The sequence below is a fragment of the Streptomyces sp. NBC_01433 genome (genome assembly GCF_026340105.1).
Classification (GTDB): Bacteria; Actinomycetota; Actinomycetes; order Streptomycetales; family Streptomycetaceae; genus Streptomyces.
The window spans coordinates 3100724-3125074 of sequence record NZ_JAPEPM010000001.1 but is presented as its reverse complement, the minus strand read 5'-3'; the positions used below and the strand labels follow the sequence as shown (position 1 = coordinate 3125074).

General features: G+C 70.3%; 24 protein-coding genes. 9 read left to right on the top strand and 15 right to left on the bottom strand.

The window, feature by feature from the left end:
• Positions 1 to 430: 430 nt before the first annotated feature.
• Positions 431 to 583, top strand: coding sequence for a hypothetical protein (locus OG413_RS14100; protein ID WP_266805613.1), 153 nt, complete (start codon positions 431 to 433; stop codon positions 581 to 583).
• A 117-nt stretch (positions 584 to 700) separates the two neighbouring features.
• Entirely contained in the window at positions 701 to 976 is a 276-nt protein-coding gene (locus OG413_RS14095) for a hypothetical protein (protein WP_266805612.1), read from the top strand.
• 54 nt (positions 977 to 1030) lie between these two features.
• Here the strand turns inward: OG413_RS14095 and OG413_RS14090 are convergent, their stop codons facing one another.
• The 5 genes from OG413_RS14090 to OG413_RS14070 form a co-directional block, all read right to left on the bottom strand.
• The gene (locus OG413_RS14090; RefSeq protein ID WP_266805610.1) at positions 1031 to 1582 is read right to left on the bottom strand and encodes a hypothetical protein; all 552 of its coding nucleotides are present in this window, start codon (positions 1580 to 1582) and stop codon (positions 1031 to 1033) included.
• 336 nt (positions 1583 to 1918) lie between these two features.
• Positions 1919 to 3148, bottom strand: a complete 1230-nt coding sequence (locus OG413_RS14085; protein WP_266805609.1) for a cytochrome P450 — start codon at positions 3146 to 3148, stop codon at positions 1919 to 1921.
• 198 nt (positions 3149 to 3346) lie between these two features.
• Positions 3347 to 4180 (bottom strand): M23 family metallopeptidase, encoded by an 834-nt coding sequence (locus OG413_RS14080; protein WP_266805608.1) that lies wholly within the window; start codon positions 4178 to 4180, stop codon positions 3347 to 3349.
• Positions 4181 to 4805: 625 nt separating this feature from the next.
• A complete protein-coding gene (locus tag OG413_RS14075) occupies positions 4806 to 6710 on the bottom strand; it encodes a long-chain fatty acid--CoA ligase (protein ID WP_266805606.1) in 1905 nt (634 codons plus the stop codon).
• Between the two features lie 204 nt (positions 6711 to 6914).
• Positions 6915 to 8213: an acetyl-CoA C-acetyltransferase gene (locus OG413_RS14070; protein ID WP_266805604.1), complete on the bottom strand. Its 1299-nt coding sequence runs from the start codon at positions 8211 to 8213 to the stop codon at positions 6915 to 6917.
• 71 nt (positions 8214 to 8284) lie between these two features.
• Here OG413_RS14070 and OG413_RS14065 point away from each other — a divergent pair, with 71 nt between their 5' ends.
• Together OG413_RS14065 and OG413_RS14060 are read left to right on the top strand one after the other, a co-directional pair.
• Entirely contained in the window at positions 8285 to 9604 is a 1320-nt protein-coding gene (locus OG413_RS14065) for a 3-oxoacyl-ACP reductase (protein ID WP_266805603.1), read from the top strand.
• A 5-nt stretch (positions 9605 to 9609) separates the two neighbouring features.
• Positions 9610 to 10494: a MaoC/PaaZ C-terminal domain-containing protein gene (locus tag OG413_RS14060; RefSeq protein ID WP_266805602.1), complete on the top strand. Its 885-nt coding sequence runs from the start codon at positions 9610 to 9612 to the stop codon at positions 10492 to 10494.
• Between the two features lie 107 nt (positions 10495 to 10601).
• Here OG413_RS14060 and OG413_RS14055 read toward each other — a convergent pair whose 3' ends face one another.
• Positions 10602 to 11219, bottom strand: a complete 618-nt coding sequence (locus tag OG413_RS14055) for a TetR/AcrR family transcriptional regulator (protein ID WP_266805600.1) — start codon at positions 11217 to 11219, stop codon at positions 10602 to 10604.
• A 273-nt stretch (positions 11220 to 11492) separates the two neighbouring features.
• Between OG413_RS14055 and OG413_RS14050 the strand changes: the two genes are divergently transcribed.
• Positions 11493 to 12776, top strand: a complete 1284-nt coding sequence (locus OG413_RS14050; RefSeq protein WP_266805599.1) for an alpha/beta hydrolase — start codon at positions 11493 to 11495, stop codon at positions 12774 to 12776.
• A 95-nt stretch (positions 12777 to 12871) separates the two neighbouring features.
• On the opposite strand, the gene OG413_RS14045 is transcribed toward OG413_RS14050, so the two are convergent.
• The 5 genes from OG413_RS14045 to OG413_RS14025 all read right to left on the bottom strand — a co-directional run bounded on the left by OG413_RS14045 (position 12872) and on the right by OG413_RS14025 (position 17552).
• Positions 12872 to 14236, bottom strand: a complete 1365-nt coding sequence (locus OG413_RS14045) for a dicarboxylate/amino acid:cation symporter (RefSeq protein ID WP_266805598.1) — start codon at positions 14234 to 14236, stop codon at positions 12872 to 12874.
• A 483-nt stretch (positions 14237 to 14719) separates the two neighbouring features.
• Positions 14720 to 15013 carry a DUF4229 domain-containing protein gene (locus OG413_RS14040; protein WP_266805596.1) on the bottom strand — a complete coding sequence of 98 codons (294 nt, stop codon included), beginning with the start codon at positions 15011 to 15013 and terminating at the stop codon, positions 14720 to 14722.
• Between the two features lie 166 nt (positions 15014 to 15179).
• Positions 15180 to 15737 carry a GNAT family N-acetyltransferase gene (locus tag OG413_RS14035; protein WP_266805594.1) on the bottom strand — a complete coding sequence of 186 codons (558 nt, stop codon included), beginning with the start codon at positions 15735 to 15737 and terminating at the stop codon, positions 15180 to 15182.
• 147 nt (positions 15738 to 15884) lie between these two features.
• Positions 15885 to 17048 (bottom strand): aminofutalosine synthase MqnE, encoded by a 1164-nt coding sequence (mqnE, locus tag OG413_RS14030; RefSeq protein ID WP_266810137.1) that lies wholly within the window; start codon positions 17046 to 17048, stop codon positions 15885 to 15887.
• Between the two features lie 48 nt (positions 17049 to 17096).
• The gene (locus OG413_RS14025) at positions 17097 to 17552 is read right to left on the bottom strand and encodes an Lrp/AsnC family transcriptional regulator (RefSeq protein ID WP_266805593.1); all 456 of its coding nucleotides are present in this window, start codon (positions 17550 to 17552) and stop codon (positions 17097 to 17099) included.
• 132 nt (positions 17553 to 17684) lie between these two features.
• Here OG413_RS14025 and OG413_RS14020 point away from each other — a divergent pair, with 132 nt between their 5' ends.
• The gene (locus OG413_RS14020) at positions 17685 to 17819 is read left to right on the top strand and encodes a hypothetical protein (RefSeq protein WP_266805591.1); all 135 of its coding nucleotides are present in this window, start codon (positions 17685 to 17687) and stop codon (positions 17817 to 17819) included.
• A gap of 27 nt (positions 17820 to 17846) precedes the next feature.
• Here the strand turns inward: OG413_RS14020 and OG413_RS14015 are convergent, their stop codons facing one another.
• Entirely contained in the window at positions 17847 to 18530 is a 684-nt protein-coding gene (locus tag OG413_RS14015; protein ID WP_266805589.1) for a UbiX family flavin prenyltransferase, read from the bottom strand.
• Positions 18531 to 18702: 172 nt separating this feature from the next.
• Between OG413_RS14015 and OG413_RS14010 the strand changes: the two genes are divergently transcribed.
• Positions 18703 to 19317, top strand: coding sequence for a rhomboid family intramembrane serine protease (locus OG413_RS14010; RefSeq protein ID WP_266805587.1), 615 nt, complete (start codon positions 18703 to 18705; stop codon positions 19315 to 19317).
• Between the two features lie 51 nt (positions 19318 to 19368).
• Here OG413_RS14010 and mqnP read toward each other — a convergent pair whose 3' ends face one another.
• Together mqnP and OG413_RS14000 are read right to left on the bottom strand one after the other, a co-directional pair.
• Positions 19369 to 20286, bottom strand: coding sequence for a menaquinone biosynthesis prenyltransferase MqnP (gene mqnP / locus OG413_RS14005; RefSeq protein ID WP_266805586.1), 918 nt, complete (start codon positions 20284 to 20286; stop codon positions 19369 to 19371).
• Complete coding sequence (locus tag OG413_RS14000; RefSeq protein ID WP_266805585.1) at positions 20283 to 21740, bottom strand: menaquinone biosynthesis decarboxylase; 1458 nt, start codon at positions 21738 to 21740, stop codon at positions 20283 to 20285. Before OG413_RS14000 ends, mqnP begins: the two co-directional genes overlap by 4 nt.
• Before the next feature lie 142 nt (positions 21741 to 21882).
• On the opposite strand from OG413_RS14000, the gene OG413_RS13995 reads away from it, so the two are divergent.
• Positions 21883 to 22305 carry a PLD nuclease N-terminal domain-containing protein gene (locus OG413_RS13995; RefSeq protein WP_266805584.1) on the top strand — a complete coding sequence of 141 codons (423 nt, stop codon included), beginning with the start codon at positions 21883 to 21885 and terminating at the stop codon, positions 22303 to 22305.
• A gap of 61 nt (positions 22306 to 22366) precedes the next feature.
• Here the strand turns inward: OG413_RS13995 and OG413_RS13990 are convergent, their stop codons facing one another.
• Entirely contained in the window at positions 22367 to 22807 is a 441-nt protein-coding gene (locus OG413_RS13990; protein WP_266805583.1) for a MarR family winged helix-turn-helix transcriptional regulator, read from the bottom strand.
• A 157-nt stretch (positions 22808 to 22964) separates the two neighbouring features.
• On the opposite strand from OG413_RS13990, the gene OG413_RS13985 reads away from it, so the two are divergent.
• Complete coding sequence (locus OG413_RS13985) at positions 22965 to 24311, top strand: aldehyde dehydrogenase family protein (protein WP_266805581.1); 1347 nt, start codon at positions 22965 to 22967, stop codon at positions 24309 to 24311.
• The last annotated feature ends 40 nt before the right edge of the window (positions 24312 to 24351 follow it).

Sequence of the window (24351 nt, the reverse complement as noted above, 5' to 3'; positions counted from 1 at the left end):
AGGTTCTGGCCTCGAACTCCCGCGCCGTCCTCGCAATCAGCTCCATGGACTGCCGCGACGCGAGAGCTGATGATCGAAGCTCGTCAAAGCTAGCTGGTATCGCTCGACGGAGTCATCCTCCGGGTTGGATTCTTCTTCCCGTCACGCTGGAGGAGCCATGACCATCACGGTCTCCGCATTCCCCCTGTTCGCCCACCCTCCGGCACCGGACCAGAACGTACCCATCGAGCACGCCACCAGGAGCCACGGATGAGCCCCCACGCCACCCCCGCCGCCATCCCGCCCCCGCCGCATCCGCATCCGGCGCCGCAGCCGAGCTGTACGCGGCGCTCCGGGAGGCGGTACCGCACGTCCCGGCGGCCGACGGCACGGCCGGCGAGCCCCCGGACCGCGTACACCTGTCCCCCATGTCCCAGCAGCAGCACGCCAGTTGGCCCGGCTGATCCGTACCGGAACCAAGCGCGCGCTCAAGGCCGCACGGGCGTTGCGGGAGATCTGCGAGGAAAGCGCCCCCACCGAAATGGAGTTGGGCGCGATCGATGCCCGGACGGCGCGTCGGCCGATCGGCGCGCTCCGGTTCTGATTCCGCACGCCCGAACGCCTCCGCAAGCGCCCTCCCGATGAAGCGCCCTTCGGTTACTGTCCGAAGGGTTGCCGACACAGCGAGGTACGACGCGCTCGCGAGGGGAGGGGTTCATCCATGACGCTGGCGAGCGAGGGCGAGGCGCCGGGCCCGGTCCGCTTCTACCTGGCCTGCGACTGGCCGCACTGCGACACCCACACCATGTTCGACCTGGTGGTGGCGGACCCTGCCCCTCCCATAGAAGAGGACTTCTGGGGCCACATCATGCACACCGCCGAGGCGTCCGTGGAACGCGTGCGGGAGCTGGGCTGGACGTACCACCAGGGGATCGGCCACTGGTGCTCGCGCTGCTCGGATCCGGTGGACCGGGCGAGGTGGAGAAAGCCGGGCTGACGGTCAAGTGGAGCATGATGTACAGGTGTTGGGAGCGGGAATCGCCCCTACCGCTCACGTCGGGCGCGGGGACGCAGCCCATTGCTCCAGGACCTTGAACCGGAACTCTCCCTCGATCTCCACCTCGGTCGCGGGCGTGCTGCCGTCGTAGAAGTTCACGTCCTCGCAGACCGCCGTCCACCGCAGCCGGAACCGGTCGCCCGCGCGCGAGAGGACCGTGATCCGGCTGTCCCACAGCGGTTCGTTGTCGTAGTAGTAGAACAGCGACATCGCCGAGTCCTCACCGTCCATCGCACCGGGCATCAGGAACGTCCGCCCGACCAGCCGGTCCGCTTCGGCCACCGCCTCGACCCCGGCCGCAGGGAGTTCGACGCCCACCTCCGCGTACGGCGCCATCCCCGAACTCGCCGTGTCCTCGCACCGCTGCACGGCATCGTGGTCGCCCGCGACCTCGAACCAGAGCGTCGGCCCGCACGCCGTACCGCTGTCGGGCTCGTCCACCACGAACATGACGGCGGAGTGGAAGCGGTACACCTCGTCACCGTTGAACCGGTGCAGCACGAAGCGGCCCTCGGGAGGGATCTCGCTCTCGCTCGACCCGCCCATTTGCCACCCCTCCCGGTCCGGTCCGTGAGCCTACGGACGGACGTGCCTATGCGGCCGTCTCGTACCGCCCGTGCTCCAGGAAGTACCGCAGCTCCTCCGGCGTACCGTCGGGAATCCGGTAATCGCGCGTCTTCTTCTACCGATGCGAACATCATCATGTCCGCCCCCTGCCGAAGAGCACTGCCTGATTCCGGCAGTCGTTACGGTCCCTTGTTGCCGCCCGCATACGTCGGATCACCCCGCCGCCAGACCGCCTGCGGCGAGCCATGAGCCGTAAGTCGTACGCGCAAGCCGCATGCCGCAGACCCGACGGGCACATCGTCCGCCGCACAGGGCCTAAACGCTCCGCGGCTTCCCCAGGCGTACGGGCAGCGTGAGGGGGCCGTTCATGATGAACGACGGCAGCGGTACCAACTCGTCGTTCGCCACCGCGATCTCCAGATCGGGGAACCGGCCGAACAGGGCGGGCAGCGCGATCGCGAACTCCATCCGGGCCAGCGGTGCGCCGATGCAGAAGTGCGATCCGTGGCCGAACGACAGATGCGTCTTGTTGGTACGGGTGATGTCGAAGCGGTCCGCGCCCTCGCCGTGCAGCTGCGGATCGCGGCCCGTCGCGGCAAAGCCCATGAGGACCGGGTCGCCCTTGCCGATCGTCACCCCGCCGATCTCGATGTCCTCGGTGGCGAACCGGAACGGCAGCTGGTTGATCGGCGACTGCACGCGCAGGACCTCTTCGGCGACCTGCTCCCAGGGGACCTGGCCGCTCAGCGCCATCTCCAGCTGGTCGGGGTGGGCCAGAAGGTTGGTGACCGCGTGGCACAGCAGGTTCATCACCGTTTCGGAGCCCGCGCCGAGCATCAGGAACAGGGTGCCGACCAGCTCCTCGTGGGTCAGCCGCTGCCCTTCGAACGCCGCGTCGATGAGAACGCTGGTCAGGTCGTCCCCCGGCGCACGGCGCTTCGCGTCGACCAGGCCGCCCAGCGCCTGGTGCCAGTGCGCGACGTTGGCCGCCGCCTCCTCCTCCGTGAGCGACGTACTGGTGGTCACCTCACCGCCGCGCAGCACCTCGGCACGCGACTCGGCGGGAACGCCGAACAGGTCGCAGATCACCGCGGCGGGCAGGGCATAGGCGAAGCGCCCCTTCAGGTCGACAACCTCGCCGGGCGGCACGTCCGCCAGGCCGTCGAGGAGTTCGGCGGTGATCTTCTCGACCATCGGGCGGGTCTCGTCCACCCGGCGCGGGGTGAACGCCTGCGAGATCAGCTTGCGCAGACGGTTGTGGTCGGCACCGTCATGGGTCGTCATGTTGTCCATCACGACCCAGCTGATCAACGGCCAGTCCGCTGGTATCTCACCAGCGGCGAAAGCCGGCCAGCGCTGCGGATTCTTCACGAATCGTGGGTCGGTGAGCACCCGCTTGGCCAGAGCGTGGTCCACCACGCTCCAGCCCGGGATCCCACCCGGGAGCTCCACCGAAGCCACCGGCCCCTGCCCGCGCAGGCGTGCGTTCTCGGCGTGCAGGTCCGTGCCGTTGCGGTCGAGCAGGAAGGGGCAAGCAGTCGCCATCGGAGTGCCTCCTGAGAGTAGAGGCTTCAAACCTAGGTACTGTGCCGCCCACCGCTCATCTTCCCTGTTGCGCTGAACCGCGCATGTCCGAGGCCCCCTTGGGTACGCCGAAGGTGCAGAGGGCGATGTCGCGGCCGGTGCGGGTGTCGGCGGCCCGCCCCTTTCAGAGGGGACCTGGTCTGGCGTCAGGTTGAGGCGTCAGCAGTCGGGGACCACCGCTCCGTTGTTGTCGCGGGCCTCGTCGTTGCCCCAGCGGGAGAGGTAGTACGCGGACACATAGGCATTGCGGCCGTTCTTGCCCGCGTACACCGTGTCCAGGTCCGTGCGCAGCCACCAGTGGTTGTAGCTGCTGCCGGAACCGACCTGGGCACCCCAGACCTTGCAGTAGACGTAGTTCGTACCCGCGTTCAGCACGCCTTGCGCGTCGCCGGTGTTGGCTGCCGCGTAGCCGGTGGCATTGGCGAAGGTGTCGACCCAGTACTTCCCGCCACCGTTTCCGCCACAACCATTGTCGCTGGTCAGGTACTTGCTGTAGTACGAACCGGGGTACGGGGCCAGCGACTGGCCGTTGATCGCAATGTTCTGGCCGACTCCGTTGTAGAGCTGCTCGTAGTGGATATGGTCCCCCGAGCTGTTGCCGGTGGAGCCGGTCACGCCGATCTGCTGACCCTGGGCGACCTGGGCACCGTTGGCGACGGAGTACGAGGCCAGGTGGAAGTAGTACGTCTGCCAGCCGCCCCCGTGATCGATGGCGATGTAGTTGCCCGCACCGCTCGGCTGGGAGTAGCGGTACGCGGTACCGCCCGAGGAGGCCAGGACCGGAGACCCGGCGGTCGGGCCGCCGTCCGTGCGGACGAAGTCGAGAGCCTGTCTGACCTCGGCCGAATGGTGGCTGTAGGTCCATTGCTGACCACAGGGATACGGCGCCTTGAAGTTGGGGGCGGCGGCTGCGGGGCTCGCTGCGGCCGTGACGGTGAGCAGGCCCGCGAGGAGCGACAGCAGAGCGAGCAGGCTGATGCGGATCGAGCGCATGGGTGAAGAGTCCTCCGGTCGACAACCGAGCAGTAGGGTGCGTGGTGCGAAGTGCCGTGGAATCTAAGCGAGTTGATCGCACACCAGACTGCCGCAACTCCAGCGTCGCCGACAGCCCCGGCGCTGTGGGCGAGCCCCGCTCGCGCGGGGAGCAGCTCGGCGAACTCCAGCGAGAAATGATCTTCGCGGGACCAGCCCCGCGCCGGATCGGGGATCAGAGGTTGATGCACTCGAACCCGCAGAAGCGGCTGGGATCAACCCCGCGATGGCGGGGAGCAGCCGTCGTCCCGGGTGAGCGGCGCGAACGTCGGGGGGTCAACCCCGCACGCGCGGGGAGCAGTGGGCGGCGCTGCGGTGGATGAGCCGGCCACCGGGGTCAACCCCGCACGCGGGGAGCAGTTGCACTGCGACTTGTGTGTCTGCGCAGCGTGGGGGTCAACCCCGCACGCGCGGGGAGCAGGTGATCGAGTCCCGGACGGCACCGACCGGCCGGGGGTCAACCCCGCACGCGCGGGGAGCAGAGTTCGTGACCTGCGACGTTATCGCGGGTAGACGCGGTTTCTGGCAACTTTCGCCGGAACCGACAAAACGGCCGACCGCCACTCGATCATCACCACACACGCCCTCACTTCCGGTACAGCTCCTCGATCTGGGCCGAGAAGTCTCGTGCGATCGCGTCCCGCTTCAGTTTCAGGGACGGGGTCAGGTGGCCGCTCGCCTCGGTGAAGTCGCCCGGCAGGACCGTGAACTTGCGGATCGACTCCGGGCGCGAGACCAGGCGGTTGGCCTCGTCGACCGCGCGTTGCAGGGCGGCCCGCAGCTCCTCGTCGTTCACCAGGTCCCTCATCGGGACGTCCTGCTTCTTGCGCATCTGGCGCCAGTGCTGGAGGCCGTCCGGCTCCAGGGTGATCAGGGCGGTGATGAAGGAGCGGTTGTCGCCGACCACCATGCACTGGCTGACCAGCGGGTGGGCGCGCAGCCAGTCCTCCAGTGGGGCCGGGGTGACGTTCTTGCCGCCGGACGTGATGATGATGTCCTTCTTGCGGCCGGTGATCGTCAGGTAGCCCTCCTCGTCCAGCTCCCCCAGGTCGCCCGTCGCGAACCAGCCGTCGTCGAGCACGGGGACCGGCCCGCCGCGCTCGGCGTCCCAGTAGCCCTGGAACACCTGGCCCCCGCGCAGCAGGATCTCGCCGTCGTCCGCGATCCGTACGGAGGCCCCCGGCAGCGGCCAGCCGACGGTGCCGAGGCGGGGTTTGAGGGGCGGGGTCACCGTGTGGGCGGCGGTGGTCTCGGTGAGGCCGTAGCCCTCGAAGATCTCGATGCCCGCGCCCGCGTAGAACGCGGCGAGCCGGTGCCCCAGCGGAGAGCCGCCGCAGATCGCGTACCGGACGTGGCCGCCGAGCGCCGCACGGATACGGCGGTAGACCAGCGGGTCGTAGAGCGCTCGGGCCGCCCGCAGGCCGAGGCCCGGTCCGGGGCCCCTGCCGTGTTGGGCCGCCTCGACCGCCTCGCCGTAGCGCTGGGCGATCCGGGCGGCCCGGTCGAAGGACGAGGCCCGGCCCATCTTCTCGGCGGTCGCCCGGCCCGTGTTGTAGACCTTCTCCAGGACGTACGGAATGGCCAGCAGGAACGACGGCTTGAAGCCCGCGAGGTCGGCCAGCAGATCCTCCGTCCGGATGGACGGGGCGTGGCCCAGGCGGACCCGCGCCCGCATGCAGCCGATCGCGACCATCCGTCCGAAGACATGGGAGAGCGGGAGGAACAGGAGCGTCGACGCCGGGTACGCCGACACGGACTTGAAGACCGGGTGGAGCAGTTCGATGGCGTTGTCGACCTCGGCGAAGAAGTTGCCGTGGGTCAGGACGCAGCCCTTGGGCCGGCCCGTGGTGCCGGAGGTGTAGACGAGGGTGGCGGGGGTGTCCGGTTCCAGGGTGGCCCGGCGGGCGGCGACGGCCGCGTCGGGGATGTCCTTGCCGAGCGTCTTGAGCCGGCCGACCGCCCCGGTGTCGAGCTGCCACAGATGGGCCAGGTGGCCGAGCTGCTTGCGCTCCTGGCTGATCAGCCGGCCCTGCTCCTTCGTCTCCACGGCGCACGCGACCGCGCCGGAGTCCTGGAGGATCCAGCGGGCCTGGAACGCCGACGAGGTCGGGTAGATCGGTACGGTGACCAGCCCGGCGGCCCACGACGCGAAGTCGAGCAGCGTCCACTCGTAGGTCGTACGGGACATGATCGCGATCCGGTCTCCGGCCCGGAGCCCCTCCGCCATCAGGCCCTTGGCGACCGCCAGCACCTCCGCGGCGAACTCGGCGGCCGTCACGTCCCGCCAGCGGCCGTCCTGCTGCTTGCGGCTGAGTACCGCCCCGGACGGGGCCTCGCGGGCGTTGTCGAACGGGATCTCGGCGAGCGAACCACGCAGGTCGCGCGGCGCGAAGGCGGGTACGGAGACCTCCCGTACTGTTCCGTCGGCCGCCCTGGTCTTCGTGGGCTCGACCAGGACCGGGACGGTGGGTGTGGCGGGTGGCGTGGACACGTGCGGCTCCTCAACTGGGGGGGCGGGCGGGTCGGTCGCCGGGCCGTCCATCCGGCGTGGCCGATGCGGCGGTGCGGCGTGCGGCGGTGCGGCGGTGCGGCGTGCGGCGATGCGGCGTGCGGCGGTGCGGCGTGCGGCGGTGCGGAAAAGAAGGGGAAGAGAGGGATGCGAAAGGGCTCGTACTCCGAGGATCTCGCCGAACCCTCAGGCGCGTTCGAGAATCGCCGTGACTCCCTGTCCGCCCGCCGCGCAGATCGAGATCAGTCCCCGCCCCGGCGCGTCGCGCTCCGCCAGGAGCTTGGCCAGCGTGGCGACGATCCTGGCCCCCGTCGCGGCGAACGGGTGCCCGGTGGCGAGCGAGGACCCCGCCACATTGAGCTTGTCCCGGTCGACGGGGGCGAGCCCCTGCTTCTCCCAGGCGGCGAGCGTGGCGAGTACCTGGGAGGCGAACGCCTCGTGGATCTCGAACAGGTCGAAGTCCTCGATGCTCAGCCCGGCCCGCTCCAGCAGCCGCGGCACGGCGTACGCGGGCGCCATCAGCAGCCCGTCCTCGCCGTTCACGTAATCCACGGCCGCCGTCTCGTACAGGGAGAGGTACGCGAGTGGCGTCAGGCCCCGCCGCTCGGCCCACTCCTCGCTCGCCAGCAGGACGGTCGCGGCGCCGTCGGTGAGCGGGGTGGAGTTGCCCGCGGTCATCGTCGCATCGGGGTGACCCGCGCCGAACACCGGTTTCAGCGTGGCGAGTTTCTCCACCGTGGAGCCGGGGCGCAGGTTCTGGTCGCGGGCCAGGCCCCGGTACGGGACGACGAGGTCGTGCAGGAAGCCGCGTTCGTACGCCGCCGCCAGCCGCTGGTGGCTCGTGGCCGCCAGCAGGTCCTGGGCCTCACGGGAGACGTCCCACCGGCGGGCGGTGACCGCCGCGTGTTCGCCCATGGACAGGCCGGTGCGGGGTTCGGCGTTGCGCGGGATGTCCGGGACGAGGTGCCGGGGACGTACGCCCGCGAGTGCCGCGATCCGGCCGCCCGTCGACTTCGCGCGGCGGGCCGCCAGCAGGAGCCTGCGCAGCTGGTCGTTGACGCCGAGCGGAGCGTCGCTCGTGGTGTCGGCGCCGCCCGCGATGGCGGAGTCGACGGCGCCGAGCGCGATCTTGTTGGCGGCGGCGATCACCGCTTGGAGGCCGGTGCCGCATGCCTGTTGGAGGTCGTACGCGGGCGTGCGCGGGTCCAGGGCCGAGCCGAGGACCGTCTCGCGGGCGAGGTTGAAGTCCCGGCTGTGCTTGAGGACGGCCCCCGCGACGAACTCACCGACCCGCTGCCCCGCCAGGCCGTACCGCTCGATCAGCCCGTCGAGCGCGGCGGTGAGCATGTCCTGGTTGGACGCCTCGGCGTACGGGCCGTCGGAGCGCGCGAACGGAATGCGGCTGCCACCGATGACCGCGACCCGGCGCGGCTGCGGGAGTGCGAGGGGAATCCTCCCGATCGCGTTCCTCTCGATCGCGTTCATCTCGACCTACTCCTGACTCTTGAGTAACCTTACTTTGGAGTAAATCTACGACCGAGCAGGGAGTCTGGACAATGGCCGACCGCTATCTGCACTTCACCGGCACAGCACCCGGCCGATTTCTCACCCGCGGCCTCGGCCTGCCGCAGCCCGCCGCCCTGCGCCGCTGGTCGCTGGAGAGGCCGAGCCTCGACGGCCCGTTGCTGCACCTCACGGCGGGGAAACCGGCGATCGGGGACGAGCTCCGGGCGCTGCTCGGTGCTACCGGGCTGAAGGTCACCGACCGTGCCGAACGGCCCGTCGGCATCCTCCTGGACGCGACGGACGTCACGTCCGCCGCCGGGCTCGCCGACGTGCACTCCGCCCTGCACCCCGTCGTACGCTCCCTCGCCCCCGGCGGCCGCATCGTCGTACTCGGTACGCCGCCGTCCCCCGACGACCACCACCAGGCGGCGGCTCAGCAGGCCCTCGAAGGGTTCGTACGTTCCCTGGGCAAGGAGACCGGCAAGGGCTCCACCGCGCAGCTCCTGCGCATCGCTCCGGGGGCGGTGGCCTCCGCCGAGTCCACGTTCCGCTTCCTGTTTTCCCCCAAGTCCGCCTACATCAGCGGCCAGGTCATCGAGCTGACCGCCGCCGCCCCCGACCCGGTCGCCGACTGGGCGGCGCCGCTGTCCGGCCGCACCGCCCTGGTCACCGGCGCCGCCCGGGGCATCGGCGCCTCGGTCGCCTCCGTCCTGGCCCGTGACGGCGCCCGGGTCATCTGCCTGGACGTCCCGCAGGCCGAGGACGACCTGGTCCGCACCGCCGACCGGCTCGGCGCCACCGCCCTGCCGCTCGACATCACCGCGCCCGACGCCGCCGAACGCATCGCCGCCGCGGCCCCCGGCGGGCTCGACGTCCTCGTCCACAACGCGGGCATCACCCGCGACCGCCGCCTCGCCAACATGCCGGCCGACCGCTGGGCCTCCGTCATCGAGGTCAACCTCGACAGCGTGCTGCGCACCACGGACGCGCTCCTGAGGGCGGGCACGGTCAACCGCGGCGGCCGGATCGTCGCCACCGCCTCCATCGCGGGCATCGCGGGCAACAACGGCCAGACCAACTACGCGGCCAGCAAGGCGGGCATCATCGGCCTGGTCCGCTCACTGGCCCCCCGCGCCGCCGCCGAACACGGCGTCACGGTCAACGCGGTCGCCCCCGGTTTCATCGAGACGAAGATGACCGCCGCCGTACCGCTCCTCATCCGCGAGGCGGGGCGCCGGATGAACTCCCTCTCGCAGGGCGGCCTCCCGGTCGACGTCGCCGAGACGACCGCCTGGTTCGCCCAGCCCGCCTCCAGCGCCGTCAACGGCCAGGTCCTGCGGGTCTGCGGCCAGAGCCTGCTGGGAGCGTGACCGCGATGCCGAGCCTGAGCGCCTCCCTGGTACGCGGAGCCGTCACATCCCCGTTCAAGCGGGCCGGACGCGACGGCGCCACACTGCCCACCGGCCGCCTCACCCTCCCCGCCGCCCCCATCACCCCCGGCCCCCTCGCCACGTACCGCAGGATCTGCGGCTTCGACGGGCCGGAACCGGGGCCTCTGCCGCTCACGTACCCGCACGTCCTGGGCTTTCCGCTCGCCATGCGGCTGATGACCGGCCGGGCGTTCCCGCTGCCCGTCGTCGGACTCGTCCACACCTGGATCGAGATCACCCGGCACCGGCCGACGCACCCCACCGATTCGCTCGAACTCTCTGTGTACGCATCCGAGTTGACGCCCCACCACAGGGGCACGGAGGTCACGATGGCGACGGAGGCGCGGGTCGCCGGTGAGCTGGTGTGGGAGTCGCGGAGCGGCTATCTCTCACGGCACGCGGCACCGGGGAACGGCGGCGGGCCCGGAGGCGGCGCCAGCCGTACGGAGACCGGAAACGGCGGCGGCTCGGGCAACCCGCCTCCGGCCGGGCTTCGCACGGTGGCCGAGTGGCGGCTGCCCGGGGATCTGGGTCGGCGGTACGGCGCCGCCTCGGGCGACCGCAACCCCATCCACCTGTACCCGCTCACGGCCCGGCTGTTCGGCTTCCCCCGGGCCATCGCGCACGGCATGTGGACGGTGGCCCGCGCTCTCGCCGAGTCCGACGAACCCGGCCGGATCCGGTCCGTACGGGCCGACTTCAAGGCACCCGTCCTGCTGCCCTCCACCGTGACGTACGCGGCCGATGACACGGGCTCCACGTTCGAGCTGCGGGGCGGCAGCAGCGGCGACCGCGTCCATCTGACGGGGACGGTCACCCGGGACACATAGTGGCAGGTCGGGACGGCGGGGGGCTGGACCGCGGCCACCAGCACCCGGCCACCCGCACCCGAGCGCCGCACCCGCACCCGCAGGCCCCGGCTCCGGCCCTGCTCCGACTACGTCGGGGGCTGCCAGGGGCTGCCGTTCATCAGGTTCTCCAGGCCCGCCCAGGAGAAGTTCATCAGGGTGGCCGCGGCCTCCTTCGCCGAGACGCCCGGGGTGTCGTTCGCCCAGCCGGCGAGCGCCTCCGCGGCGCCCACCAGGGCCTGCGCGAGCCCCGCCACATCCCGGTCGGGGAGCGCCGGATCGTGGTGCGCCTCGCGGGCCGCCGCCCCGATCAGACCCGTCACGAACGCAACGATCTCGCCCCGCATCACGGCGACCTCGGTGGCGAACGGCTCCCCGTGCGTCCGCGCCTGGCGGTTCAACACCGCCCAGCCGTCCGGGTTCTCCGCGGTGTGGGTGAAGAACGCCCGCAGCCCGGACCACAGTTGCCGATCGGCCGGAAGTCCCGGCTCCGCCCCGGCCCGTACCGCGTCCACCAGCGCGTTCGCCTCACGTCTGATGCAGGCGGTGAAGAGCTCCTCCTTGGAGTTCAGATACAGGTAGACCAACGGCTTGGACACGCCGGCCAGCTCCGCGATCTCGTCCATCGAGGCAGCCCGGTACCCGCGCTGCCCGAAGGTCTGCACCGCGGCGTCCATCATCTGCTGCTCACGCACGGCGCGTGGCATCCGTTTGCTCTTCACAGCACCCACGTCCGACATCCTCCCGCCCCGCTGCCCCTGCTCCTCCGTAAGAGTACGGCGCGGCCCCGCCCCGCCCCGTCGCGCGGATTGGAATCCGCCGGGGCACGCCGGGGCCCGGCGGGCCGACGGGGCCCGGCGGCCCTAGTCCCTCCGCAGCAGCGGCCGGGGACATTCCGGGAACCCGTACACCCGAGGTCTGACACGGGCTCCCACCGGCGCATGATGTGGACAGCCGCCCTTCCCCCTACCGTTCCCCGCATGAAGACCAGCCTTCGCAGCCGTACCGCAGTCATGGTCGTGGCCTTAGCGACCGCCGCGACCCTCGCCGCACCCGCCACCGCGGCAACAGCCCGGTCAGCAACGGCGACCGCCACCACGACCACCACCGTGACCTCCCCCGGCGACACCGACACGAACAGCATCGGCGGCACGCAGAGCACCGCCGTCACGCCCCCGACGCTTCCCCGCCCGACCGGCACCTACGCGACCGGCCGTGACACGTTCCTCCTGGCCGACCACTCCCGCCGGGACCCCTGGGTGCCCGAAGCGGACTCCCGCGAGCTGATGGTGTCGGTGAACTACCCGGCCCGGCGGCACGGCGGCGGCACCCCGGCCCCGTACATGACGACGGAGGAGGCCAGGCTCTTCCTGGTCCAGCAGGACCTGGACAAGGTCATCCCGCCCGCCGTGCTCGGCGCCACCCGCACCCACGCCCGCGACAACGCCCGTCCGGCCCGCGGCAGGTTCCCGCTGGTGATGCTCTCCCCCGGCTTCGGCACGCCCCGCGCGACGCTGACCGGCCTGGCCGAGGAACTGGCGAGCCGCGGCTATGTCGTGGCGACCGTCGACCACGCCTACGAGTCGACCGGCATCTCCCTCCCCGACGGACGGGTGCTCACCTGCGTCGCGTGCGAACGGGTGAAGGAGGCTCCGGACCTGGAGGCCATGAAGAAGATCCTGGCCGCCGTCTCGGCCGGACGGGGCACCGACCTCTCCTTCGTACTGGACCGGCTGACCGGAGAGCGGCGCGACGGTTCGCACACGCGGGCCTGGCGGTACGCGGACATGATCGACCCGCACCGGGTCGGCACGGCGGGCCACTCCATCGGGGGCAGCGCGGCGGTCTCCACGATGGCCGGTGACCGCCGGGTGGACGCCGGGATCAACATGGACGGGGCGTTCTACGGGCGAGTTCCCGATTCGGGTCTCGGCGGCCGGCCCTTCATGATGCTCGGCACCGCCGACAGCCACTCCCCGGACAGCGCCGACACGAGCTGGAAGGAGGACTGGGCCCGGCTGGACGGCTGGAAGCGCTGGCTGACCGTGGCGGGCTCCGGGCACTTCACGTTCACCGACACCCCCGAGCTCACCGAACAGCTCGGCCTGGAGGACCCGACGGTGACGATCTCCGCGACCCGTTCGACGCAGATAACCCGGGGCTACGTGACCGCCTTCTTCGACCGCCACCTGCGCGACCGGAACCGTCCCCTGCTGAACGGCCCGACCCCGGCCAACCCCGAGGTCGTCTTCCACAACCCCTGACAACAGCGGAGCGCCCCCGGGACCGTTGAGGACCGGGGGCGCTCCGTCGTACGGGCGTCGTCGCCGCGCGCTCAAGGGGCTGCGCGGCGAAGGCGCTAAGCGGTGACCGGGACCTTCGCCTTCGGCGCCGCGTCCTGGACGTCGAGCGTGTCGATCTCGTCGACCGGGGACGAGGAGGCCGAGTTGTACGCGTCGTGATCGAGGATCTTCTCGCGGGCCGACACGATCACCGGGACCAGCGCCTGGCCGGCCACGTTCGTGGCGGTGCGCATCATGTCCAGGATCGGGTCGATGGCCATCAGCAGGCCGACACCCTCCAGCGGGAGGCCGAGCGTCGACAGGGTGAGGGTCAGCATGACCGTCGCACCGGTGAGACCGGCGGTGGCCGCCGAACCGATCACCGAGACGAAGGCGATCAGCAGGTAGTCACCGATGCCCAGCTGCACGTCGAAGATCTGCGCGATGAAGATCGCCGCCAGCGCCGGGTAGATCGCGGCGCAGCCGTCCATCTTCGTGGTCGCGCCGAACGGCACGGCGAACGACGCGTACTCCTTCGGCACACCGAGGCGCTCGGTGACCTTCTGGGTGACCGGCATCGTGCCGACCGAGGAGCGGGAGACGAAGGCGAGCTGGATCGCGGGCCAGGCGCCCTTGAAGAACTGGAGCGGGCTGACCTTGGCGACGGTGGCGAGCAGCAGCGGGTAGACGCCGAACATCACCAGGGCGCAGCCGATGTAGACGTCGGCGGTGAACGTCGCGTACTTGCCGATCAGGTCCCAGCCGTAGTCGGCGATCGCGTAGCCGATGAGGCCGATGGTGCCGATCGGGGCGAGGCGGATGACCCACCACAGGGCCTTCTGGAGCAGCTCCAGGATCGACTCGCTGAGGACGAGGATCGGCTTGGCCTTCTCGCCGAGCTGGAGCGCGGCGATACCGGCGACGGCGGCCATGAAGACGATCTGAAGGACGTTCAGCTCGGTGAACGGCGTGATCACGTTGTCCGGGATGATGCCGGTCAGGAAGTCGAGCCAGGAGCCCTTGCCCTCGGGGAGCTTGCCGTCCTTCGGGGTGAGGCCGGTGCCGGAGCCCGGGTTGGTGATCAGGCCGATCGCGAGGCCGATGGCGACCGCGATCAGCGAGGTGATCATGAACCAGAGCAGGGTGCGGGTGGCCAGCCTGGCGGCGTTGTTGACCTTGCGCAGGTTGGTGATCGACACCAGGATCGCGAAGAAGACGAGGGGCGCGACGGCCAGCTTCAGCAGCTGGACGAAGATGTGGCCGACCTTGTCGAGCGTGGTGTAGAGCCAGCTGATGTCCTGGCTGCGGGCGAGCCAGCCGAGCAGGACACCCAGCACCAGACCGGCGACGATCTGGGCCCAGAACGGGACCTTCGGTATGCGGAAACCGGAGCCGGAGGGCTTACCGGTCTCGGGGGCGGCGGACGCGGGATTCGCGGACACGGACACACTCCTGATGGACGCAGCGGGGACGTACGAGGACAGACGTACGGTCGTGCGGTCGAACGGGGACGGGGTGCGGCGCCCGCGTCGAGGGGCGGCGCCGCTGCATGATGCCGGTTCAGACGTTGCGGCAACAGACCGCGGACATACAGCGGCAGAGATCGACATGCAGGCGCGCCACGAGCGGGATGCTCGCGGCATGACGGGGGCGCACTGCTGTCTTCATGTCGAGTACGTTAACACTTGAACTTTGAGAACCTCAAAGCCCTTCTTTGGTCAGAGAATGCGGCCCGGCCAGGCCCGGAGTGCCCGGAGAGCCGAAAAACCCCAGTACTGGAGCGGTCTGCTCCGGTCTGGGGTTCGGTGTGCGCGGGCGCACGTGTGAGGAAGCTTACGCAGCGCTTACATGGGCATGAGCGCCGCCGCCCCGGTCGGTCGACTGCTGAACAGCTCGTCGGCGCGGGGCCGTCGGCTCGGCAGCGACTACTGGACGGCGTCCTCACGGGTCCGGTTCGCTTCGAGGCGGGCCTTGGTCCGGTCGACCGTGGTGATGAGCTGCGCGGACATCTCGTCACGCTGCTTGCGCAGCAGCACATAGCTGAGCGGCGCGGAGAGAAGCAGGCCGAGCAGGATGACCCACACGAAGTTGGACCCCGCGAGCCCTGCGGGCAGCAGACCGAAGTGGACGGCCACGCCGGCGACGAAGAAACAGCCGACGAAGATCAACACGCGCAACGCCGTGTACCGGATCGTTGCGCTCGGCTTGGCAGCGGACACGGCTGACCCTCTCTCTACGTACGCTCGACGTATCTCACGATGCATTTCCTGCCCGACCAGTGAAGCATGCCCCGAATTCACGTGGTTCACAGGGTTGCCGGGCAATAGGGCGCCAGGACAGCGGGGCGGGCGGGGCACGCAGGACAGCAGAGCGGCGGGGCAGCGGTCAGCAGGGCAGCGGGATCGGCGCGGAAGGCTGTCCGTGGAGCGGGAGCAGCATGATGACGTCGTCGCGGTCGTCCCCGTCGGTCACCCGGATCGCGCCCGGCACCCGGCCCACCTCCTTGTAGCCGCAGGAGGCGTAGAAGCGGTCGGCCCCGGTGCCGCCCCGGCAGGTGAGGCGGATGGCCTCGACTCCGGCGAGCCCGCGGGCCGCGTCGGCCGCCGCGGCCATCAGCTCGCGGCCGTGCCCCCGGCCCTGGTGACGGGGGTGGACCATGACCGTGTAGAGCCAGATCCAGTGGGTCATCAAACGGTGGGAGTTGAGGGCGAGGAAGGCGGTGGCGGCGACGGTGCCGTCCTCGTCGTAGCCGACGAGCAGCCGGGTGCGGCCCTCGACGATCGAGACCAGGTGCTTGAGCAGCTCCGGCCGGATCTCCTCGGCGTCGGCGGGCGGTACGAAGCCGACGGCGCCGCCCGCGTCGGTGACATCGGCCCACAGCTCGGTGATGCCGTCGCGCAGGGACCGGTCGAACGCGGGGTCCAGCTTGAATGTAAGCGCCATAGGGTGAGAGTAACCATTACACCTCTTCACCCTCAACCCCCGTCCGAAACGCGAGAAAGCCCCGGCCGGAACGGCGGCCAGGGCTTTCGTACAACGAGTCGCGACACACTGCGAGACGCGACGTGCGACGTGCGGCGCGGCGCGGCGTCAGACGCGCATCGGCTGCGGCTCCTCGCGCCGTCCGGCGTCCGGGCCCGGGTACTCGCGGAGGATCTCGTACCGGGTGTTCCGCTCGACGGGCCGGAAGCCCGCGTCACGGATCAGGTCCAGCAGGTCCTCGCGGCCGAGCTTGTTCGGTGTGCCGTAGTTGTCCGCGTCGTGCGTGATCTTGTACTCGACGACCGACCCGTCCATGTCGTCCGCGCCGTGCTGGAGCGCGAGCTGGGCGGTCTGCACGCCGTGCATCACCCAGAACACCTTGACGTGGGGGACGTTGTCGAACAGCAGTCGGGAGACCGCGAAGGTCTTCAGCGCCTCGGCACCGGTCGCCATCGTCGTACGCGCCTGGAGCCTGTTGCGGACCTTGCCGTCCTTCATGTCCACGAAGTCGTGCTGGTAGCGCAGCGGGATGAAGACCTGGAAGCCGCCGGTCTCGTCCTGCATCTCCCGCAGCCGCAGCACGTGGTCGACGCGGTGACGGGGCTCCTCGATGTGCCCGTACAGCATCGTCGCCGGGGTCTTGAGACCCTTCTCGTGCGCGAGACGGTGGATGCGCGACCAGTCTTCCCAGTGGGTGTTGTGGTCGACGATGTGCTGGCGGACCTCCCAGTCGAAGATCTCCGCGCCGCCGCCGGTCAGCGATTCCAGACCGGCTTCGATGAGCTCGTCGAGGATCTCGGAGGCGGTGAGGCCGGAGATCGTCTCGAAGTGGTGGATCTCCGTCGCCGTGAACGCCTTGAGCCCCACGTTCGGCAGGGCTTCCTTCAGCGCGCTGAGCGAGCGCGGGTAGTAGCGCCACGGGAGGGTGGGGTGCAGCCCGTTGACGATGTGCAGCTCGGTGAGGTTCTCGTTCTCCATCGCCTTGGCGAGGCGGACGGCCTCCTCGATGCGCATCGTGTACGCGTCCTTCTCGCCCGGCTTGCGCTGGAACGAGCAGTACGCGCACGACGCGGTGCACACGTTCGTCATGTTGAGGTGACGGTTGACGTTGAAGTGCACAACGTCGCCGTTCTTGCGCGTGCGCACCTCATGAGCCAGCCCGCCGAGCCACGCCAGGTCGTCGGACTCGTAGAGGGCGATCCCGTCCTCGCGGGTCAGCCGCTCGCCGGCCCGGACCTTCTCCTCCAGCTCGCGCTTGAGTCCCGCGTCCACTAGGGCGCCTCCCATATCTCTCCGTAACAGACTTCGTCCACCGTACGCCTACGACTCCTCCGGGAGTTCCCCGACCCGGTTCTCCCACTTGGTGGAGAGCACGATCGTGGTACGGGTCCGGGAGACGCCCTTCGTACCGCTCAGCCTGCGGATCGTCTTCTCCAGGCCGTCCACGTCGCCGACCCGCACCTTGAGCATGTACGAGTCGTCGCCCGCGATGAACCAGCAGTCCTCGATCTCCGCGAGGTCCTTCAGCCGACGCGCGACGTCCTCGTGGTCGGCCGCGTCCGAGAGGGAGATGCCGATCAGCGCGGTGACGCCGAGGCCCAGCGAGGCGGAGTCGACGGTGGCGCGGTACCCGATGATGACCCCGGCGGTTTCCAGCCGGTTGATGCGGTCGGTGACGCTGGGCCCGGAGAGCCCGACGAGCCGTCCCAGCTCGGCATACGAGGCCCTGCCGTTCTCCCTGAGGGCCTGGATGAGCTGCCTGTCCACCGCGTCCATATGACTGAAACCTTCCATTGTTCAGCAGTACCGCGAGTTTACGTGTAGAATCTAAGGCATGCAGGGTTCGAACCCTGCAAATCTTTCAGAACATCCCAGAAATACTTTCGAATCTTCAGGAGTGAAGTCACCGTGTACACGATCGAGATGGCCTACGCCCGGATGCGCGAGCTGCAGGACCTGGCCAACCGCTCGCGTGCCCACCAGCCCGCCGCCGCGCACCGCGTCGACAAGACGCGCAACCCGCGTGGCCCGAAGAAGCGCTGATCCCACCGGGCCGACCCGGCCCCGCGCTCAGCCCTCCGAGCCGCGAGAGCCACCACCGAGCTCTCCCTCCCAGCGGCGGTACAGCTGATGCGGCACCCCTGCCGCGTCCAGCACCCGCCCGGCGACGAAGTCCACCAGATCCTGGATGTGCGTCGCCCCCGCGTAGAACGCCGGAGAGGCGGGCAGCACCACGGCGCCCGCCTCGTCCAGGGCCACCATCTGTTTCAGCGTCCGACCGCTCAGCGGCGTCTCGCGCACCGCGACGACGAGCGGGCGCCGCTCCTTGAGCGTCACGCTCGCGGCCCGCTGCAACAGGTCCTTCGACAGCCCGAGCGCCACCCCGGCCACACAGGCGGTCGAGGCCGGAACGATCAGCATCCCCCGCGCCGGGTACGACCCCGAGGACGGCCCGGCCGCCAGATCACCGGCGGCCCAGTGCCGCACCCGGTCCAGCTCGGCCCCGCCCACCGCGAAGGTGTCCGGCTTCCCGTCCGCCCCCCGCGCCAGCCACGTCCGCAGGTCCTGTCGCCAGTGCGCGTCGCGGAAGGCGATCCCGGTCTCGTCCAGCAGCGTCAGCCGCGAGGCACGGCTCACCACCAGATCCACGCTCTCGCCGGCCGCCAGCAGCCCGCGCAGGACGGCAGCCGCGAACGGAGTCCCTGAGGCCCCGGACACCCCGACAATCCAAGGCCGCCGCTGCCGCTGAGTCACTGAAGTCCCGGATTCCACACCCGCGAGCCTATCCGGCACGTCTGCGTACACCGCACTCGGAACACGTCCGTATACAGCGCACTCGGAACACGTCCGTGTACACGGCCCGGAACCGGGCGGAGGCCACGGACGTTCCACAGGATGACGGGCACGCCGGGGGCAGGGGCCAGCCATGAACGATTTCCGTACGACCGCCACCACCACGACCAGCACCGGCGCACGGGCCAGGACGGCCGGTGTGCTCATGGTGGGCTGGGTCGCCCTGCTGTGGATCCTCGAAGGCATCGACACGGCGACCGGACACGCCCTCGACACCTACGGCGTCACCCCGCGCGAACCGGCCGAGCTGCGGGACATCGTGCCGTCCGCGTTCCTGCACGGCGGCTGGGACCATGTCGCCTCCAACAGCGTCCCGCTGCTGGTCCTCGGCTTCATCGCGGCACTGGCGGGCATCCGAAGATTCGCCGCCGTGGTCCTCACGGTCATCCTGGTCAGCGGCCTCGGCGTCTGGCTGACCGCGCCACCGGACACCGTGACCCTCGGTGCGTCCGGCGTCGTCTTCGGCCTCTTCGGCTATCTGCTGGTCCGCGGCTTCGTGGACCGCAGACCGCTCGACATCGTGGTCGGCGTCGTCATCGCCGCGGTCTACGGCTCCCTGCTCTGGGGCGTGCTCCCCACCGACTCCGGCATCAGCTGGCAGGGCCACCTCTTCGGCCTGATCGGCGGGGTCGGCGCGGCCTTCGCCTTCCGCCGCCCCCGCCGCACGCCCGGTGCCGTCACGGCGTGAGGCGACCCACGCTCACGCCCCGCCGCACGCCCGGTCGCACATCCGCCGCTGTCACGGCGTGAGGCCGCGCATCAGCAGGTCGAGCAGCGCGCACGCGAAGAGGGCGATCCCGATGAAGCCGTTGACGGAGAAGAAGGCACGGTTCAGCCGGGACAGATCGTGCGGCCGCACCACCCGGTGCTCGTACACGAACGCCACGGCGACGACCGCCATCCCGATCCAGTAGAAGTACTCCGCGCCCGTGGCCAGCCCGAACCAGACCAGCATCCCGGTCGTGATCACATGGCAGACCCGCGCGCCCCACAGCGCGGCCGGAATCCCGAAGCAGGCGGGCACCGACAGCACCCCGTGGGCCCGGTCCGCCCGCACGTCCTGGCAGGCGAAGATCAGATCGAACCCGCCGATCCAGATACCGACGGCGAGCCCCAGGATCACCGCGTCCCACGACCAGCTGCCGGTCACGGCGAGCCAGGCACCGACCGGTCCGATGGCCTGCGCGAGGCCCAGGATCGCGTGCGGGTAGTTCGTGAACCGCTTGCCGTACGGGTAGACCACCATCGGCACGACCGCGAGCGGCGCGAGCACCAGACACAGCGGGTTCAGCAGGGCCGCCGCACCGAGGAAGACCACCAGGGCGGCCAGCGCCCCCGTCCACGCCGACTTCACCGACACCGCGCCGGTTACCAGCTCCCGGCCCGCCGTACGCGGATTGCGGGCGTCGATCTCCCGGTCGATGATCCGGTTGGCGGCCATCGCGAACGTGCGCAGCCCGACCATCGCGAGGGTGACGAGCAGCAGCGTGCCCCAGTGGATGTTCTCGTCCAGCTGGAACATCGCGGTCAGCGCGGCGATGTACGCGAAGGGCAGCGCGAAGACCGAGTGCTCGATCATCACGAGCCGCAGGAACGCCTTGACCTTGCTGCTCGGCTCCGCCGAGCCGGATCCCAGCGATGCTTCGGCGGCACTCACAGTCCGTATTCCTTCCAGCGGCGGTCGACCTTCGCCGCCGTCTCCGGGTCGGACTCGACCATCTCCGGCCAGCCCCCGTCCCGCGTGTACCCCTCCTCGGGCCACTTCCGCGTCGCGTCGATGCCCGCCTTGCCGCCCCAGAACTGCTGATAGGAGGCGTGGTCGAGGTGGTCGACCGGCCCTTCTACGACGGTCAGGTCACGGGCGTAGTCGGTGTTGCCCAGCGCCCGCCACGCGACCTCGTGCAGATCGTGGACGTCGCAGTCGGCGTCCACGACGACGACCAGCTTGGTCAGCGACATCATGTGCGCGCCCCAGACGGCACTCATCACCTTCTGGGCGTGCTTGGGGTACTTCTTGTCGATCGAGACGATCGCGCAGTTGTGGAAGCCGCCCGACTCCGGCAGGTGGTAGTCCACGATGTCCGGCACGATGATCTTGAGCAGCGGCAGGAAGAACCGCTCGGTGGCCCGCCCCAGCGGACCGTCCTCGGTCGGCGGCCGTCCCACCACGATCGACTGGAGCAGCGGACGCTTGCGCATGGTCACGCAGTCGATGGTCAGCGCGGGGAACGGTTCCTGCGGGGTGTAGAAGCCGGTGTGGTCGCCGAAGGGCCCCTCCGGCAGCATCTCGCCCGGCTCCAGCCACCCTTCGATGACGACCTCCGCCTGGGCGGGGACCTGGAGCGGCACGGTCTTGCAGTCGACCATCTCGATCCGCTTGCCCTGGATGAACCCGGCGAAGAGGTACTCGTCGATGTCCCCGGGCAGCGGTGCGGTCGAGGCGTACGTCACCGCGGGCGGTGCGCCGAAGGCGATGGCGACCGGCAGCCGCTCGCCGCGCTTGGCGGCCACCTGGTAGTGGTTGCGGCTGTCCTTGTGGATCTGCCAGTGCATGCCGATGGTGCGCTTGTCGTGGCGCTGGAGCCGGTACAGCCCCAGATTCCGTACGCCGGTCTCCGGGTGCTTGGTGTGCGTGAGGCCCAGGTTGAAGAAGGAGCCGCCGTCCTCGGGCCAGGTGAAGAGCGCGGGCAGCTGGTCCAGGTCCACGTCGTCCCCGGTGAGGACGACCTCCTGGACCGGGGCGCTGTCGCCCTTCACCTTCTTCGGCGGCACGTGCACCATCGAGCCGAGCTTCCCGAAGGCTTCCCGCACCCCGACGAAGCCCTGCGGCAGTTCCGGCTTGAGCAGCCCGCCGATCTTGTCGCTGATGTCGGAGTACGCCGTCAGTCCGAGCGCCTTGAGCAGCCGCCGGTCCGTCCCGAAGACGTTCATGGCCAGGGGCATGGAAGCGCCCTTGACGTTCTCGAAGAGCAGGGCGGGCCCGCCCGCCTTGTTCACCCGGTCGACGATCTCGCCGACCTCCAGGTGCGGGTCGACCTCGGCCTTGATGCGCTTGAGATCGCCCTCACGCTCAAGAGCCCGGAGCAGGGAGCGAAGATCGTCGTAAGCCATGCCGTCCAGTTTGTCATCCCCGCCCCGGCCGCCCGCCGGGGCTCCCCCGACTCCGGACCCGGGAAGTCCACCCGCAGCCGGTAGCCTGGCCGCGTCACCGGGGTCATACATCCCGCCGCCGCCTCCAGGGGGACGCCTCACCATGCTCAGGGCCTTGATCTACCTGCTGCCGCTGGCGCTGACGATCTACGCGTTCATCGACTGTCTGAACACGCCGGAGGACGAGGCCAAGCACCTGCCGAAGGTGGCCTGGGTCTTCATCATCCTGCTGTTCTGGGTCGTCGGCCCGATCGTCTGGTTCGCCGCGGGCAAGATCCGCCAGGTGCCCGCCGGAGGCCGTACACCCTCCGAGTGGCACCGCAAGCACCGCACCCAGTGGGTGGCACCGGACGACAATCCGGAGTTCCTGAAGGCGCTGAAGGACGACACCAAGAAGCACGACGACAAGAAGGACGAGTCGCTCCTCAAGGACTGGGAGGCGGATCTGCGCCGCCGCGAGGAGGAGATCAAGCGCCGCGAGGGCAGCGCGGGCCCGGAGGACCCCACTCCGCCGGCTTCCTCCTGACCTTCGGCCCGTCACCGGTACGCCTTCGGGTGTCCGTCACCGGTACGCCTTCAGGTGTCCGTCACCGGTACAGCAGGTGCCCCAGCCGGTTGAGCAGGGGCAGCAGCGCGGTGCGCTCCTCGGGGGTGAGCGCCTCCAGGGCGCCGTGCACGACGCGCATCTCGGCGCGGATGCGGTGGGCCAGCTCGGTGCCCTCCGGGGTGCGGGCGGCGACCTTCGAGCGGCGGTCCTCGGGGGACGGGGTGCGGGTCACCAGGCCGCGGGTCTCCATGCGGCCGATCAGACCGGTGGCGTTGGACGCGTCGCAGACCAGGTGCGCGGCGAGCGCGCTCATCGGCAGGGGCTCGTTCAGCGCGATGAGGGCGCGCGCCTGTGAGGTGCTGAGGCCGTGGCGGGCGGCGACGGCGGTGAGATCGTCGTGGTGGCCGCGGACGACGACGGCCAGGGGTTCCAGCAGTTCGTCCGGGGTGGGGACGGCACGGTGGGCCGGTTCCTGGGGCATGGCTCGGTCATCCTTCGATCGGTAACCCGCACTCATTTATTTGACATGCTCAATTTTTGGCAGTTACATGGAATGTATTGCTTGAGCATATCAAGTTTTGCGCTCGCCCCGTTCTTCGCTTCGCGCTCACCCCGTGTTCCGTAAGGAGTACACCCCCATGCAGACCTCCCCCACCGACCGGCCGGCCGCGCCCGAGACCCCCGCCGACATCGTCGCCCGCCTCCGCGCCACCTTCCGCACGGGCCGCACCAGGGACCTCCACCGGCGCACCGACCGGCTGCTGCGCCTGCGCTCGCTGCTCACCGAGCACGGCGACGAACTCGCCGACGCGCTCCGCGCCGACCTGGGCAAGAGCCGCAAGGAGGCGTACCGCACCGAGATCGACTTCACGATCCGGGAGATCGACCACACCCTGGAGCACCTGGCCGACTGGCTGCGGCCCGAGCCCGCCCCCGTACCCGCGCATCTCGCCCCCACCGGGGCCACCGCCCACACCGTGCTGGACCCGCTCGGCGTCGTCCTCGTCATCGCGCCGTGGAACTACCCGGTGCAGCTGCTGCTCGCGCCGGTCGTCGGCGCGCTGGCGGCGGGGAACTGCGTGGTGGCCAAGCCCAGCGAACTGGCGCCCGCGACCTCCGCCGCCGTCGCCCGGCTGCTGCCGCGCTACCTGGACCCGGACGAGGTCGCCGTCGTCGAGGGCGCGGTGCCGGAGACCACCGCACTGCTGGAGCAGCGCTTCGACCACATCTTCTACACCGGCAACGGCACGGTCGGCCGCATCGTGATGGCCGCCGCCGCCGAGCACCTCACCCCGGTCACCCTGGAACTGGGCGGCAAGTCACCGGTGTACGTGGACGGGGACACGGACCTGGGCACGGTCGCCGCCCGCCTCGCCGCGGGCAAGTTCCTCAACGCGGGCCAGACCTGCGTCGCCCCCGACTACGTCCTGACCGGCCCGGAGACCGCCCCCGCCCTCGCGGACGCGCTCGCCGCCGCCGTCGGGGAGCTGTACGGGCCGGACGCCTCGGCGCACCCGGAGTACGGACGGATCGTGAACGAACGCCACTTCGACCGGCTGGCCGCGCTCCTGGGGTCCGGGCGGACGGTGACGGGCGGGGCCCACGACCGGGACACCAAGTACATCGCCCCGACCGTCCTCGCGGACGTCGCGCCGGACGCTCCCGTCATGCGCGAGGAGATCTTCGGGCCCATCCTGCCCATCGTGACGGTCGACGGCCTCGACGAGGCGATCGCGTTCATCAACGACCGGGACAAGCCGCTCGCCCTGTACGCCTTCACCGGATCACCCGCCGTACGGGACCGGCTGCTGGCCGAGACCTCCTCGGGCGGCGTCGGCCTCGGGCTGCCGCTGGCCCATCTGACCGTCTCCGACCTGCCGTTCGGCGGAGTCGGCGAGAGCGGCATGGGCCGGTACCACGGCCGGTACTCCCTGGAGACGTTCAGCCACCGCAAGGCGGTCCTGGACACCCCGCTGTCGGCGTGAACAGCCCCTACGGGAAACGGCTGCCCGCGCCGCTCCCCTC